The organism is Cuspidothrix issatschenkoi CHARLIE-1 (assembly GCF_002934005.1).
Classification (GTDB): domain Bacteria; phylum Cyanobacteriota; class Cyanobacteriia; order Cyanobacteriales; family Nostocaceae; genus Cuspidothrix; species Cuspidothrix issatschenkoi.
In genome coordinates this window covers 1-15119 of the sequence record NZ_PGEM01000015.1, presented here as the reverse complement: position 1 = coordinate 15119, position 15119 = coordinate 1, and the positions used below count along the sequence as shown (strand labels likewise).

Genomic DNA, 15119 nt, shown 5'->3' with positions numbered 1-15119 from the left:
TTAGTAAAGTTATCTATATTTAATTTTAAGCCATAGAATAATCAAGTTAAAAAATAATGACACCCCATTAGCGAGAATAACTGGTAAAGCACCAAGAATAATCCCATAAATTAACCACATAAACAACCCACTCATAAAAATAATCAGCATGATATAAGAAACATCTTTAGCTGATTTTGTGCGCCATATTTGGAACATTTGCGGTAAAAAGGCAATAGTGGTTAATGCACCTGCAACTAATCCTAAAATGGTGATTAAATCCATATTTCAAACTATATATGTTAAATTTCAACATTATACTACAACATTGAACCGCTGCTAATTGGTGATAAAATCCTTATTTTCATTCTGTACATCCTGATTCTAACAGTATTTTAGTCATCAAGATTTTAGTGCGTTATCGTTCATACCCAGATCCCCAACTTCTTTTACTGATTGTGTCCATAAATGATAAATTGATCTTAGAAGTCGGGGATATTATCGCTTTACCTAAATTCCTACAAAAAATTTTATTTGTGAGTTATGTTTTTTGGCTATTTAGGGCATTCTATACAATAGACATCTGGTAATAAAGATTGTAGGGATAATTCATGAATTGTCCCTAGGATAATTTTCACCAGATGTCTAATATAGGGGTTGCTGAAAAAGTTGTCTGTGATGAGAGGGAACAGGGAACAGGGAACAGTTTCAACTATCTGGNNNNAGGAAAAATGCAACTGTTTTGAGACTCCATTTGCCAAAACCTCTGCTGTATCAATCTGGTTGAGGGCATTCATCCCATAAAGTTGTAATTTCTCTTATACTCTGGTGAGTGCCATTACCTAAAATTAAATGGTCTAAAATGGGAATAGCTAGGAGTTCCGCGCCGGCTAATAACTGACGAGTCAATTCTATATCTGCTTCACTGGGTTCTAAACTCCCAGAAGGATGATTATGGGCAACTATTACCCGTGTAGCACCTTGACGAATGACTTCTCTAAAAATATCACGAGGGGAGGCTAAAGTTTCTGTGGCCGTCCCAATAGTAATTACTTTTGTTCCCAATAACTTATTTTTTACATCTAATAACAATACGGCAAATCTTTCTTGAGATTGCCACATCAAGTCTTGACTAAGCACCGCAGCCGCAGAAATGGGACTATCAATCACTGTACCGTCAGATGGACGAGATAAAAAAGTACGTTTACCCAATTCAATGGCGGCGAGAATAGTTGTTGCTTTGGCAGGTCCAACACCGGGAATTGCCATTAACTCAGCCGGGGTAACATCTCTTAAAGCGGCTAAGGGGTCACACTGACTTTTACCCAATTCCTGTAATATATATTGTCCTAAACCAACTGCGGATAGTTTACCCGGTCCTTGACCAGTACCCAGCAGAATAGCAATTAATTCCGCTGTGGCTAAAATTTTCGCTCCGTGAGTCATTAATCTTTCACGGGGGCGTTCATTTTCTGGTAAGTCAGCTATTCTGAGGCAATAAGTCATAATAATTGCAGATGCTAGATTTTGGATGGGGAATAATTGGGTAGATTCAATAATTATTTATCCCTTATTTTCTGGAACAATTATTCCTCGTTGACTAAATCTTTAATTTTTGTGAAGATTACCTAAGTGATACTGAATCAGAAGCGGGAATTACTTATTGGTAAATTTGCGTGGCTTTGAGCATGTGGTAAGTAATAATTAACTGAGTCAGGGCGAGGGGGTAACTTTGCAGTGTTTCACCAGTTGTCCCTGCAATTTTACCTAATTCTGGATTACTTTCGCGATCGCAGACATTCCTTAAATAAGGTAAATCAGAACACATGATTTGCTCAATTTTATTTACCTGTGTCAAAGTTGCATGACCATCCACTTCTAACACATCCACCGGTTTTCCCATATCTCTATCTAATCCCAAACGGATCGCTGATTGGGAATCACTACTACCAGCATGGATAATTTCGGTAAAATCAGGATGGGGAATGGAAGGACGTAGCACCAAACGCACATTTAGATGTCCATTAGTTTCATCTATTTCATCATTGGGAGGATAAAAACTCACTACAATATCTGACCATTGACGCTGGGGACGGATATACATTTCTGAATCTGGTTCGCGTCTATCTAATTCTGCTAATACCTGTTCTGGAGTATAACCGCGTTTTTGGGTATCTCGCTTCACCTTCCAATTAGCACGAAGTTCTTCAGGTGGTGCAAGATATACCTTAACATCATAAGCGTCACGGGCAGTACGGGTAGAATAACCTAATAAGCCTTCAATAATCACAAACTTCTTCGGTTTAACATATTGTGGTGCTTCAAAGGTTCCTGTTTTATGGCTATAAACAGGTTTCAAAATTGGTTGTCCTGTGCGTAGCAACGACAAATGTTGCTGCATAATATCCAAATAATTACAATCAGGATGTAGGGCTGTAATCCCAATTTCTGCCCGTTGTGTGCGATCATAACGGTGGTAATCATCTGTACAGATTAAAGTCACATTTTCTGGGCCTAAAACCTGAGCAATACCTCTAGTTAGAGTTGTTTTCCCAGCAGCACTATCACCAACAATACCAAGAATAATTGGACGGTTCATTTTATCCTCTTCAACAGAAGCTATTAGCTTAAGAATGTTGCTAAATAACAGTCTTAGCTCATTTTACAAGGGAATTCCCCCATCAATTCAATCCCCACCATCTTCGCAATAACTCTACATAAATGTTATGTTTACGGAGTTTACTTAAATATTCATCACAAAACTTTAACTTTTGATAACAACCTCCAAATATACATTAATGAATGAGAACAATGGTTAAGAACTCACAAATAATAAGTATCGCAACAATGGCATTTTTATTTACTGCTTGTACGAATACCTTAATGACAGCACAAATAAAAACAAATAATGAATCCTTAAAAATGGCCATTCCTGAAAATCAAATTAACCCAAAATCACAACCACTAACTAAAGTTGAAAACCTCAACTTTACCGTTCCTCCTAAATTTGCAGGAAAGACAGTTTATAAAATCGAACCCAAAAACAAAGAGAAAGTTATTGCTTTAACAATTGATGATGGACCCTGGTCAAAAACTACTACAGAAATGTTAGATATCCTGAAACAAAATGATGTTAAAGCTACATTTTTTTGGGTAGGAAGCACCTTACAAGAAAATCCAGAAATTGCAAAACGAGTAGTAGCTGAAGGTCATGCAATTGGTAATCATACATGGCATCATTGGTATCATAAAATGGATGCAGCTACAGCTAAAAATGAAATTGAAAAAACAAATCAATTAATCTATAAAACAACGGGTGTGAAAACATCATTTTTCCGTCCCCCAGGAGGCTATTTAAACAACGGATTAGCCGCTTATGCTAAAAGTCAAAAAAACTCCGTTGTTATGTGGTCAGTGACCTCAGCGGATACCGATCCTCGTGCCAAATATCAAGTATTTATTAAAAATGTTCTCAGAGATGCTAAACCCGGCGCAATTGTTTTAATGCACGATGGTGGCGGAAATCGAGAAAGAACGGTCAAAGCTTTGCCAGAAATTATTATGGGACTGAAAAAACAAGGTTATAAATTTGTGACCATTCCTCAACTATTAGAACTGCAGTCTTGAACTACGCACACTGACTTGGAGTAACAAGTACAGTGTTGGCTTCTGTACTCACAGGGGAGAGCCGCAACTTAGACTGAGGAAATCGGGTTTTAGACCCGATTGTTTCGATAAATTTTATACTCCTGCCCTCTACCCGATCACTGAGCAAAGCCTAAGTGCTGCCTTCTGCTACTTACTGATGACAGAAGCACAAACTTGAGACTCTTGCCAAAGTTTATACAAAAAAACTCCGTGCTATAACTCATAGTTGTGACAAATACACCGACAGCATCATCATTACCTTCAGATAGCCAAGAACCCTCCAAGGTCACTTCTAAATAAAAACTGTTTTCGGTATAAGTTAATTTCAGCATTCCTGTTGCTCTCCTGCTTATTCCAGGTTTGCTTGCATATCATTCCAAAATTTTTCTGCAAATGTCACAGTCGGGTGAACAGGTGCTTTAGGTAATTTCCGCAAGGGCATTCCAGCTTCAGTCGGTGTTTTATCGCCTTTACGAGAGTTACATCTTTCACAAGCTATGACTACGTTATCCCAAGTATGTCTACCCCCTTTAGAGCGAGGTATAACATGATCTAGGGTCAAATGTTTGTTACTACCACAATATTGACAACTGCTATGATCTCGCCGCAAGACCTCCCGACGATTGACTGGAGGAACTTTCCACATCCGTTCCGTAGCCGCAATTTTTAGACGGATATGCTTGGGTACAGATAAGACTAATCTAGGTGAATGAATTAACCAACCGCCTTCTGTAGAAAATTCTAATGGTTCGGCTTTATTGCTGACTAGCAACACTATTGCCCGCTTGATATTTACCCGACACAGTGGCAAGTAATTCTGGGAAAACACGACCACAGATTTCTCTAATACTTGGATTGCGCTTGTCACAGCCTGACTCCTTATAAAAAAAACCCACTTTTTGTCTTAGACGCAGCGGGGGTTAACAATTGACCTGATGGTTTTTCGTCTTATTTTGGTACAGCATTTTTGAGCTTGTACCTCCCGCTAGTGTTCTCTAGTTGTGGTTTTCTATTCAGCAAATTGATGCTGGGATACTTAAAATCATAATTGCCTTTTCTTATTTGCCCTTGATATTGGCTATTTTGACCCATAAATAAATACTCCACCTCGGCAGCAGGAAATTCCCAATTGCCGAGGCATTTGGTCGCTTGTGAAGAGGTAGATATGGGATAAATGGATTTCACAGAAAATTTCACCTATTGAACATTCCTCTAAACATACTACACTTGTATTACTATCCTGTTTATACCTATAAGGAGAAAAAATCATGCAGACCATCACACGCACCCCAACAACTGATATGGAAGTTACCAGTATTCGCCTAGAACGGGATCTCAAGGAAAAACTTAAACATATCGCCGGCAATCAGGGATATCAATCTCTGATTCGGGATATCCTCTGGAATTATATCCAGCAAAAATCAGGTGAATGGAAACCAAAATTTTCTAAATCTGATATTCGCGCTAGTATTGCGGCGATCGCTCAACAAGAGCAGCGTTGTGTCCTCACGGGCAAATTGATCGAACCCCAAGAATCAATGTTATTAGGACTTACCAGAAGTGGGGATATGATTCCACTGAGTCTGGAAAGTCTGGCTGACTAGTCGGCAGTTTTAGGCAGATTTTACCCAGATGCCACCCTTCACTGGGTAAAATCCAAATTTTTAGATTTATTGAAGTGAAAGATGAGACTAGTCCTAGTTGACAATTTTCCAGACAAAACTGCACACTTATGGACAAATCTATAAGTGTACAATTTTTATGTTTAATTTTATCCATCAAGTAAAACTTGCTCAAATTGTGGACACAAAAAAGAAAGTCTTTCTTTATCTGAAAGAACCTTTCATTGTGACGACTGTAGTTTTAAGATAGATAGGGATCTAAACGCCGCGATTAATTTATCGCGTCTGGCTAAGGTGTGAAAGTCTACTGAGGGATAACTGCTCCTATGCTCCCTTTGAAGTAGAAAATAAAGTCTAGCTTTGTCTAGGTTTTATATAGCAGTGAAATGAGTTTTACGCTCACTCTTCCCCTATCCTCTCCCCCAATTAACTCCTATTCAAAAAAGTAACCACAGAAAATGTCCATGGATACCTCTACCCCCGATGATGAAATATCCCCAAGGGAAAATTTAGAAACCAGTGAAGTAACTATTCAGGTTGATAAATTATCCGAAAGACAGCGGCAAATTAGCGCCACCATCCAAATTCCCCAACCCATAGAAAAAGTCTGGAAGATTCTCACAGATTACGAATCCCTCCCCGACTTTATCCCCAACCTCGCCAAAAGTCGTCTTCTCGAACATCCCGATGGTGGGATTCGACTGGAACAAATTGGCGCTCAAAGTGTACTTAGTTTTAAATTCTGTGCGCGGGTAGTCTTGGATTTAGAAGAATTATTCCCCAAATTAATTCAATTCAACATGGTAGAAGGGGATTTCAAAGGCTTTTCTGGAACGTGGTGCTTAGAACCTTACACCCTCAACCAAGAACAAGGTACAACCCTTTGCTATACAATTCAAGTATGGCCGAAATTGGCCATGCCCATATCCATTATAGAACGCCGTCTCAGTAAAGACCTACAAACCAATCTCCTAGCAATTCGCCAACGGGCTGTACAAGTATTGGCTTAAAAACAATCAATTCTGTAGATATTCCGATCCAGGAACTACAGAAACAACAAACAGGACAGAAAAACAATTTAGTCGTTCCGTCCTTTTGATATTCTTTATAGTACCCCCAAGGGAATTCGAATCCCTGTTACCTCCGTGAAAGGGAGGTGTCCTAGGCCTCTAGACGATGGGGGCGCGTTCGTTGTCTTTCGTCACTTTTAGTAATATAGCCGGTTATTTTGGGAATGTCAACAGCTTTTGGAAAAATTTTTCCCACAGCAGACAAAACAAATATTTACAGCAGTTTGCGAAGGTATGAGGTACACATTTTGCGGGCAGGATGCCCCCACCACAAAAGTTTGATTATGGTTGTACTTGAATGAAATATGCTGTATCTCTCCCCCGGTTGGTGAGTTTAGCCGTTCGCAAAGGGTGGCGTTAGCCATACTACTGCCCCTGTATTCCTCCGCTTTCGCCTTTTCCCTCTTGCCATTAACAATAATCCGATTAAAATTCCTATAGAGTTAATATCTATGATGCTGTACATAGGATTTTGAAATTAATGGATCAAAATCTACAACATGGAAACACCTTTTGAAATCACCCTTCAGATGGTGATTACTGTCTTTGCAGGTATTAGCTCCCAGGTAATAGCTGCATATTTTAAACTACCTAGCATCGTCTTACTACTCCTATTAGGTATCCTTTTAGGGAAAGATGGTCTGGGATTATTACAACCGCATTTATTAGGTACAGGATTAGAAGTGATTGTTTCCCTGGCAACGGCAATCATTTTGTTTGAAGGAGGGCTGAAACTAAATCGCCAGGAATTGAGCAAAGTTTCTCTCAGTCTTCAGTTACTCGTCACCTTAGGAACATTGATCACTCTGTTGGGCGGCAGTTTAGCGGCTCATTGGTTAGGTGAATTTCCCTGGAGTATCGCCGTTCTCTATGCCTCTATTGTTGTAGTGACTGGACCAACTGTCATTGGTCCGTTAATTCAACAAATTAATGTGGATAGACAAGTAGGGACACTGTTAGAAGGAGAAGGAGTTTTAATTGATCCCGTGGGTGCTATCCTGGCTTACGTTGTTTTAGATACTATTTTAAACGGTAACACAGATCCCATTAATGCCATTACTGGTCTAATTTTACGTTTTGGCGTAGGTGCTGCCATAGGTGGCATTGGTGGTTATTTAATGAGTTGGATGTTCAAACGCGCCAATTTCATTTCCTTTGAACTGAAAAATCTGGTGGTATTATCAGGGTTATGGGTCTTGTTTACCCTGGCGCAAATGATCCGCAGTGAGTCAGGAATTATGACCACAGTTGTAGCGGGTGCGGTGTTTGCCAATTCCTCAGTTCCAGAGGAACGTTTATTGCGAAGTTTTAAAAATCAGCTAACCATTCTGAGCGTGTCTGTGTTATTCATCCTCCTAGCGGCGGATTTATCCATTGCCAGTGTGTTCGCGTTGGGTTGGGGAAGTTTATTCACGGTGTTGGTGTTAATGTTTGTGGTGCGCCCCATTAACATTATTTTGTGTACTTGGAAAAGTGATCTAAATTGGCGACAGAAGTTATTTTTAAGTTGGGTTGCCCCCAGAGGTATAGTTTCTGCTTCGGTGGCTTCTTTATTTGCGATTTTACTCACCCAGCGCGGTATTAATGGTGGTGACTCAATTAAGGCTTTGGTATTTTTGACAATTATTATGACGGTGTTTTGTCAAGGTTTAACTGCTGGTTGGCTGGTGAAATGTTTGCGAATTACCTCTCAAGATGCCACTGGGGCGGTAATTGTGGGTTGTAATCCCTTGGGTTTATTAATTGCCCGCTTTTTCCAAGAACGGGGGGAAAGTGTGGTGATGATTGATACTGACCCAGAACGTTTAGCCCAAGCTGAAGCCCAAAATCTGCGGGTAATTGCCAGTAGCGCTTTAGATGGGGAAATTTTGGAAGAGGCGGGTATTGGTTCTCTGGGGACTTTTTTAGCAATGACGAGCAATGGTGAGGTGAATTTTGTCCTAGCACAACGGGCGGCGGAGGAATTTAATCCCCCCCGTGTGTTGGCTATATTTCCCCGTCATCCTCAAGGTTCGCCGGCGGTGAATAGTAAGGTAAATCAAGCTTTTGTCTCTGATTTATCAATTAAAACTTGGAATGAGTATTTAAGTAGTGGACAAGTGAAGTTGGGAACAACGACCTTAAATGAGGAAGAATTTGCTTCTCAAGTTGAGCATATACAGGACAAAATTCGGGATGGGATTTTAGTCCCCCTATTGTTAGAACGACAGGAACGATTGCAGGTGATGTCTGCAACTGAAGAATGGGAAGTTGGCGATCGCATTATTTATTTATTGTATGATCCTCGTCCCAATTTATTAAAACTTCTGTCTGGGGCAAGTCAATCTACTCCCCTGACGGTGGAGAAATTACCAGAAGTGGAGGACTTAAGTAGGTGAACCGAAAAATTTAAAGGTATGTGAAGAAAAGTAAAATCGCCCAAAACTCTCTTCGGTGTCCCCTGCGATGCACTGAGCTTGCGATGCCCTGAGCGAGTCGAAGGGTCGAAGTGTTCCCTCTTATCCAATTAGTAATTTAGCATGACAAGAACTGATTTTTTGAGATTAAATCAATCAAATATAAATCATCTAGGAATTGTTTATTGTCCTCAACAAACTAAATCTATTGGGCAAATTATTCAAGGTTTAGTATTAATTTGGGAGTTACTAGAACCTGAAGAGATGTTAGGAAGGATTGAATACTTAGGGCTTGCTGAATAAAGCTATAACCGGTTATCAATAGGGGTTTCGCGGATTTTAAGAACAAGCAAGTACAAGGTTTTGGCAAATGGAGTCCCAAAACAGTTGCATTTTTCCTTGTCGAGTCGAGTCGGATATGAGTAATTAGTTCCCTCTCCTCACAGACAAATTTTTCAGCAACCCCTACTTATGAATAAAAAAATCAACACTTTAAAGTATAGCTTAAGAATTCAGGTGAGGCAGAAAGATCCCCGACTTCTATGATCAATTGATCATTTATAGACAAAATCAATGCAAGAAGTCGGGGATCTGGGTATGAAAGAGTGCTATAATTTAGCCAGAAAACTGTTAACTAAATCCAATAATTCTAGATCATCAAGATCAATATCACTAGCTAAGACATTTTTCACAGCAGATGCTTTGTCATTTTCTCTAGCAATTCTTAGACATTCTTCTAAATCTACAGCCAAATCAAATAATGATGCTTCTGGGAAATATTTCCTAATTTTAATCGCAATCTCATCATCACTTACTAAAAAATCTTTAATAGCATCAAATAAAGGATTAGATATTTCATCATCACCCCAGGTTTCTAACCAATCACTTTCTACATCTTCTACATAAATATGTACAAAATTTAGTCCATAATTTAGCCAATCTTGCTGCATTCTCCGGGCTGCTGTTAAGGCTTCGGTCAAATCCTGGACTTGAGCGCTATTATTAGTTTGTTGTTGGTTAACCATAAATGGTATTTTGGGCGGATTAATGATGTTGGCTAGGAGACAGATTTCAATTTGCAGAGTGGAAAATTAGGAAAAATTCACATAGTTCCCTTCATCAAGGTGATCACTGTTATACAGCGCGACGTTGACCAATTGATGGATAAAATCATTTTCTTTAGGATTGTAACTTAAGAACAATCCTCGTTCTATTTCCCATAATTGCAGTGCATTTTGCCACTTTTGATATTTTCTAGTATGGAATTCTTCACTAACGCTGGTAACTTGAATACAGAGTGGTTTATTTTGATGATTGCTAACAATGAGGTCTGTTGCCATAGAAAGGTCAGCTATATAACGCCGCCAAACATCCCCTTCACGATTGACAATGTCCTGAGCTATATATTTAATGATATCACTATCCGCCTGATCAAAATCACCTGACATCATTTTTTTCTTCCAAATATAAAATTTGGTGTCTGTAGCATTGATCCATTTGGGAAATAAACAACCATACCAATATCTTTCATTAGCGCTCATTTGCTCCAATTGTAATCTTTGCTCTACTTCGGAAGGTAAAGATTTTATGGCTAACCAAACACTAGCATCTGTGATTACTTCCAGCAAAAAAGCCACTACGATGGGCTTGGATGTCAGAGAACCTAGCTTGATATGTCTGATCCAACGGTTGATGTCTCTCAATTTGGTCGCTAGATTTGGATCTATGTCAGAGGCTCGTTCAATCAGTAGATTTAGTTTATCTTTAATTTCTTTAGCTTGCAAACTATATCCTATGGTAAAACACTAACTTAGTTGTTAAAGATGTGGATGTTACTTGATCGGTAAATAAGTGTTTTGAAAACATGATCATTATTTGATTTTACTATGGCGCTGATGAATTTAGCGTTAATTAATTTTCGTACTAGAGCAGAACTAGATGAGCATATCAGTAACGAATCTTTACATTGAGTGCGGGAAAATCTCAAGTTGTACCGCACAATTTAGTTAAAAATAGTTTTCAGTCACAATGTTGTTTACATAAATTTCCATGTCTCAACCAACTATAGAATCCATCCTACAGGAAAAGCGGCTATTTCATCCGAGGAGCGAATTTTCTCAACAGGCACATATCAAAAGCTTGGAAGAGTATCAGCGTCTTTACGATACTGCCAAGGCTGATCCTGAGAAATTTTGGGCAGAATTAGCGCAAAAAGAGTTACATTGGTTTGAAAATTGGGATACTGTCCTAGATTGGCAACCTCCCTTTGCTAAGTGGTTTGTTAATGGCAAGATTAATATTTCTTACAACTGTCTTGATAGACATTTGACGACTTGGCGTAAAAACAAAGCAGCGTTGATTTGGGAAGGTGAACCGGGAGATTCACGCACGCTAACCTATGCCCAATTACATCGAGAAGTTTGTCAATTTGCTAATGTTCTCAAACAGTTGGGTGTGAAAAAGGGTGATCGCGTGGGCATATATATGCCTATGATTCCTGAGTCTGCTATTGCTATGTTAGCTTGTGCGAGAATTGGCGCACCCCATAGTGTTGTTTTTGGTGGGTTTAGTGCGGAAGCTTTGCGCGATCGCTTAAATGATGCAGAAGCTAAGTTAGTAGTCACAGCAGATGGGGGTTGGCGCAAGGATGCAATTGTACCTCTCAAAGAACAAGTAGATAAAGCGTTAGCTGATAATGCCGTACCCAGTGTCACAGATGTGTTAGTTGTACAACGCACAAATCAAAAAACCCAGATGGAAGCAGGAAGAGACCACTGGTGGCATGATTTACAAAAAGGTGTATCTGCCGACTGTCCTGCCGAACCCATGGACAGTGAAGATATGCTGTTTGTTCTTTATACCTCCGGCAGTACCGGGAAACCAAAGGGAGTTGTCCATACTACAGGGGGCTATAACCTATACAGCCATATTACCACAAAATGGATTTTTGACCTCCAAGATACAGATGTATATTGGTGTACTGCTGATGTCGGTTGGATTACGGGACATAGCTATATAGTTTATGGACCCCTTTCCAACGGTGCAACGACTATAATGTATGAAGGTGCGCCCCGTGGTTCTAATCCTGGTTGTTTCTGGGATGTAATTGAAAAATATGGCGTAACAATTTTTTATACTGCTCCTACTGCGATCCGTGCCTTTATTAAAATGGGTGAACACCATCCTAAAACCCGTAATTTGTCTTCTTTGCGATTATTAGGTACTGTCGGTGAACCTATCAACCCCGAAGCGTGGATGTGGTATCACAAAATCATCGGTGGTGAACGTTGTCCAATTGTGGATACTTGGTGGCAAACGGAAACTGGTGGGATTATGATTACACCCTTACCCGGTGCAATTTCCACTAAACCCGGTTCAGCAACTCGTGCTTTCCCTGGTATTATCGCGGATATTGTGGATTTAGACGGTAACACAGTTCCAGAAAATGAAGGTGGTTATTTAGCGGTAAAATATCCTTGGCCGGGAATGATGCGGACGGTGTACGGTGATCCTGATCGCTTTCGTCGCACTTATTGGGAACATATTCCGCCTAAGGATGGTAATTATACGTATTTTGCCGGCGATGGGGCGAGAAAGGATGAAGACGGCTATTTCTGGGTAATGGGGCGCGTTGATGATGTCCTGAATGTGTCTGGACACCGCTTGGGAACGATGGAAGTAGAATCTGCCCTGGTGTCTCATCCGGCGGTGGCTGAGGCGGCAGTGGTGGGTAAACCCGATGAGTTGAAGGGTGAGGAAGTTGTAGCTTTTGTAACTTTGGAGGGAACTTATCAGCCTAGTGAGGAGTTGAGTAAGGAACTGAAGAAGCACGTTGTACAAGAAATTGGGGCGATCGCTCGTCCTGGTGAAATCAGGTTTACTGATGCTTTACCAAAAACCCGTTCTGGGAAGATTATGCGGCGGTTGTTGCGGAATTTGGCAGCAGGACAGGAAATATCGGGGGATACTTCGACTTTGGAAGATCGCGGTGTGTTGGATAAGTTACGGGAAGGGAATTAGCTAGTTAACCATTTGCTAACTTTCGTTAACTAACGATCTACTTTCCGAACTTAGTAGGGGTTTAGCAGTGCTGAACCCTAACTATTCAATAGACCTCCCTAGAAAAGAATGTAGGGACAATTCATGAATTATGAATTGTCCCTACGATAATTTTCACCAGATGTCTAATTGATTCTAGAAATTGAAGGTAGTACGTAAAGTACCAACGTACTCAGTTTTATTGGTGCTATTGTTTTCTGGATTGAAGATTACCAATAAACCAGGAGTAAAAAGGATATTATCAGAGATCTTCATCTTGTACAAACCTTCTAAATGGTAAGAAGTACCAGTGTCAGCAGTAACACCTGTACCTGTAGCACCGGCGAGTTTTGGTGGTTGACCAAAGATTAGACCTAAAGTATTACCTTCTTGTAAGAAGTCTTTAACAGCCACAGTACCAGACCAATACCAAATATCTCCACTTCTGGTAGCACCAGTCAGAGAACTAGCAGAGGTATAACCACCCCAAGCACCTAGTACAACATTAGGACTGGTTTGTAAAGAAAGTTGTGCGCCGTAGTTGTTAGATTCTGTAGCATCATTGCTGAATGGATTATTAGCTCTACGGCTACCTGTAGCATCAAAGAGGCTAGTAGTACCAACTTGTCCACCTGTTTGATAAGTATGGGCATAGGCTAAACCAATATTGATAGCCCGGTTCGGTTTGAAAGCTAACTGACCAAAAATAGTGTTATCACCGTTGAATAACCCTTGACCAGCAAAAGGACTGCTAGGAGAAGTTCTATTGTTCATCCCTTGAGCAAAGTAAGCTGCACTGAAGACTAATTGATCACTAGGTTTGAGGTTAACAGTGATACCAGCACCGTTACCAGCTTGACGATAAATGGGGCTGAAACGTCCATAGCGAGATAATGCACCTGAACCACCGCTTCTGAATTCAGGGTTGAAAACATCAACGTTTTCGTTCAACTCACCACCAACAGCATCAACTTTAACGTTGATTTGATCACTTAAATTGAAAGCGTAGTTGAGCTTGTCAATACTAATAGCGTTACCAGTATTACCGTCATAACCTAAACGAGTCATGCTAGTACCTGTAACACCGGCATTGCTGATAATATTTCCTGCGTTTAACCGTGTTTGCAACCTGTCTGTACCCATGAAGCTGCTTTCTAAGCTCAAACGGACACGGTTGCCAAAGGTGATATTGGAATCTAACTCAGCGTTATTATCGGGATTAGTGTCATTATCTGCTATCTTGTCTCCCAAAGCCTGAGATACGTTGAAAATAGCCTCACCTTTGAGTTTGGTAGTGGTGGAGAATTGGTTTGCTTCTAGTTCGCTGGTACGAGCTTCTAAAGCATCCACTCTACCGCGCAGAGTTGCCAATTCAGCAGAATATTCTTCTTGCAAACGCTGTAAGGTAGCTAAATCTTGCTTGCTTACCATGTCAGCAGTAGCAGTAGCAATGAGTTCGTTAACGCGATCTAAACAGGCGTTTAAACCAGCCGCAAATTCATAACGACTCAAAGCCCGATTACCACGGAAAGTACCGTTAGGATAACCAGCCGCACAACCGTAGCGTTCAACTAAGGACTGTAATGCTTGAAACGCCCAATCTGTGGGTTGTACGTCGGAAAACTGAGAAACGGATGTTACCTGACCCAAGCTGGCTTCTTGGGAAAGCTGAGAAACGCCGGTTACTTTTTCGTTAGCTTCACTAGCGAAGGCACTGTTGCCAGCTAATAGAGTTAATGCTATCGCAGGGCTAACTTTGAGGATATTCCAAAAAGCTTTTTTCATAAATTTCAATCTCTCTCACACCTATAGAAATCCAAACTATGGGCAATTTCCCTATTAAGGAATTTACACATAATTAATGTTCTATAATTATCCTACACCAATAAATGATATTTAACACAAATCCAAATCAAAATTTTTACACTTGGTTATTATTGGTTTATCATTGGGTGAACATAGGATTACACTTATACTACAGTAGTTGTCAACCACCCATCACTTCTCTTCGGGTAAGTGAGGGCTTGTAAAAGCCTAGTTGGACTGAGTTCTTAACGGAACTACGTTAGAGGTAAGAGTTAAAGACCTACCAGGGAATGCGTAGCTAGTTCCCTGCTCTAGAACTTAAAAGTTAAACAGGCTTAAGGGTTAAACCAGTGCTTTTAAGATAGTTACCGACCTCTAACATTGTCGTTCGCGTAGCGTGCCGTAGGCATCAGCTAACATTACCCCAGAAATGGGAGGCTCTTCGGAGCAAAATATTCTGTCCAAAGTATTTGTTTTACACACTGAAAAAGTTTCAATATCTTAACAATTAATCTGGTAATTCAATTCACAAAGACAGTTACGAATCGAATATGGAAAAT

The 15119-nt window shown here is 40.2% G+C and carries 13 protein-coding genes, 1 tRNA gene and 2 pseudogenes; 7 read left to right on the top strand and 9 right to left on the bottom strand.

The annotated features are described in order from the left end of the window. Nucleotides 1-9 precede the first annotated feature (9 nt). The 3 genes from CUN59_RS02085 to CUN59_RS02070 form a co-directional block, all read right to left on the bottom strand. A complete protein-coding gene (locus CUN59_RS02085; protein ID WP_104386276.1) occupies nucleotides 10-264 on the bottom strand; it encodes a SemiSWEET transporter in 255 nt (84 codons plus the stop codon). 489 nt (nucleotides 265-753) lie between these two features. Then, complete coding sequence (gene radC, locus CUN59_RS02075) at nucleotides 754-1485, bottom strand: RadC family protein (protein WP_104386274.1); 732 nt, start codon at nucleotides 1483-1485, stop codon at nucleotides 754-756. A 154-nt stretch (nucleotides 1486-1639) separates the two neighbouring features. After that, nucleotides 1640-2578, bottom strand: coding sequence for a phosphoribulokinase (locus CUN59_RS02070; protein ID WP_104386273.1), 939 nt, complete (start codon nucleotides 2576-2578; stop codon nucleotides 1640-1642). A 248-nt stretch (nucleotides 2579-2826) separates the two neighbouring features. Here CUN59_RS02070 and CUN59_RS02065 point away from each other — a divergent pair, with 248 nt between their 5' ends. Beyond that, complete coding sequence (locus tag CUN59_RS02065) at nucleotides 2827-3606, top strand: polysaccharide deacetylase family protein (protein ID WP_243406839.1); 780 nt, start codon at nucleotides 2827-2829, stop codon at nucleotides 3604-3606. Between the two features lie 168 nt (nucleotides 3607-3774). Here CUN59_RS02065 and CUN59_RS21275 read toward each other — a convergent pair. Next, a pseudogene (locus CUN59_RS21275) lies at nucleotides 3775-3926 on the bottom strand (alr0857 family protein); the annotation flags it as partial. Between the two features lie 50 nt (nucleotides 3927-3976). Further along, the gene (locus CUN59_RS02060) at nucleotides 3977-4495 is read right to left on the bottom strand and encodes an HNH endonuclease (protein ID WP_104386271.1); all 519 of its coding nucleotides are present in this window, start codon (nucleotides 4493-4495) and stop codon (nucleotides 3977-3979) included. Between the two features lie 400 nt (nucleotides 4496-4895). On the opposite strand from CUN59_RS02060, the gene CUN59_RS02050 reads away from it, so the two are divergent. From CUN59_RS02050 to CUN59_RS02040, 3 genes and pseudogenes are all read left to right on the top strand, one after another. Next, a complete protein-coding gene (locus tag CUN59_RS02050; RefSeq protein ID WP_104386269.1) occupies nucleotides 4896-5231 on the top strand; it encodes a ribbon-helix-helix domain-containing protein in 336 nt (111 codons plus the stop codon). Nucleotides 5232-5408: 177 nt separating this feature from the next. After that, a pseudogene (locus CUN59_RS02045) lies at nucleotides 5409-5549 on the top strand (zinc ribbon domain-containing protein); the annotation flags it as partial. A gap of 164 nt (nucleotides 5550-5713) precedes the next feature. Further along, entirely contained in the window at nucleotides 5714-6259 is a 546-nt protein-coding gene (locus CUN59_RS02040) for an SRPBCC family protein (protein ID WP_243406838.1), read from the top strand. A gap of 101 nt (nucleotides 6260-6360) precedes the next feature. Here the strand turns inward: CUN59_RS02040 and CUN59_RS02035 are convergent. Next, a tRNA-Glu gene (locus tag CUN59_RS02035) sits at nucleotides 6361-6433 on the bottom strand. Between the two features lie 386 nt (nucleotides 6434-6819). Here CUN59_RS02035 and CUN59_RS02030 point away from each other — a divergent pair. Next, on the top strand, nucleotides 6820-8697 hold the full coding sequence (locus CUN59_RS02030; RefSeq protein ID WP_104386267.1) for a cation:proton antiporter: 1878 nt from the start codon (nucleotides 6820-6822) through the stop codon (nucleotides 8695-8697). Nucleotides 8698-8838: 141 nt separating this feature from the next. Beyond that, complete coding sequence (locus tag CUN59_RS02025) at nucleotides 8839-9018, top strand: hypothetical protein (RefSeq protein WP_104386266.1); 180 nt, start codon at nucleotides 8839-8841, stop codon at nucleotides 9016-9018. A gap of 305 nt (nucleotides 9019-9323) precedes the next feature. On the opposite strand, the gene CUN59_RS02020 is transcribed toward CUN59_RS02025, so the two are convergent. Together CUN59_RS02020 and CUN59_RS02015 are read right to left on the bottom strand one after the other, a co-directional pair. Next, nucleotides 9324-9740 (bottom strand): hypothetical protein, encoded by a 417-nt coding sequence (locus CUN59_RS02020; RefSeq protein WP_104386265.1) that lies wholly within the window; start codon nucleotides 9738-9740, stop codon nucleotides 9324-9326. Nucleotides 9741-9806: 66 nt separating this feature from the next. Then, the gene (locus CUN59_RS02015; RefSeq protein WP_104386264.1) at nucleotides 9807-10499 is read right to left on the bottom strand and encodes a hypothetical protein; all 693 of its coding nucleotides are present in this window, start codon (nucleotides 10497-10499) and stop codon (nucleotides 9807-9809) included. A gap of 265 nt (nucleotides 10500-10764) precedes the next feature. Here CUN59_RS02015 and acs point away from each other — a divergent pair, with 265 nt between their 5' ends. After that, a complete protein-coding gene (acs, locus tag CUN59_RS02010) occupies nucleotides 10765-12735 on the top strand; it encodes an acetate--CoA ligase (RefSeq protein ID WP_104386263.1) in 1971 nt (656 codons plus the stop codon). Nucleotides 12736-12909: 174 nt separating this feature from the next. Here the strand turns inward: acs and CUN59_RS02005 are convergent, their stop codons facing one another. Next, nucleotides 12910-14538, bottom strand: coding sequence for an iron uptake porin (locus CUN59_RS02005; protein ID WP_104386262.1), 1629 nt, complete (start codon nucleotides 14536-14538; stop codon nucleotides 12910-12912). Nucleotides 14539-15119: the final 581 nt, after the last annotated feature.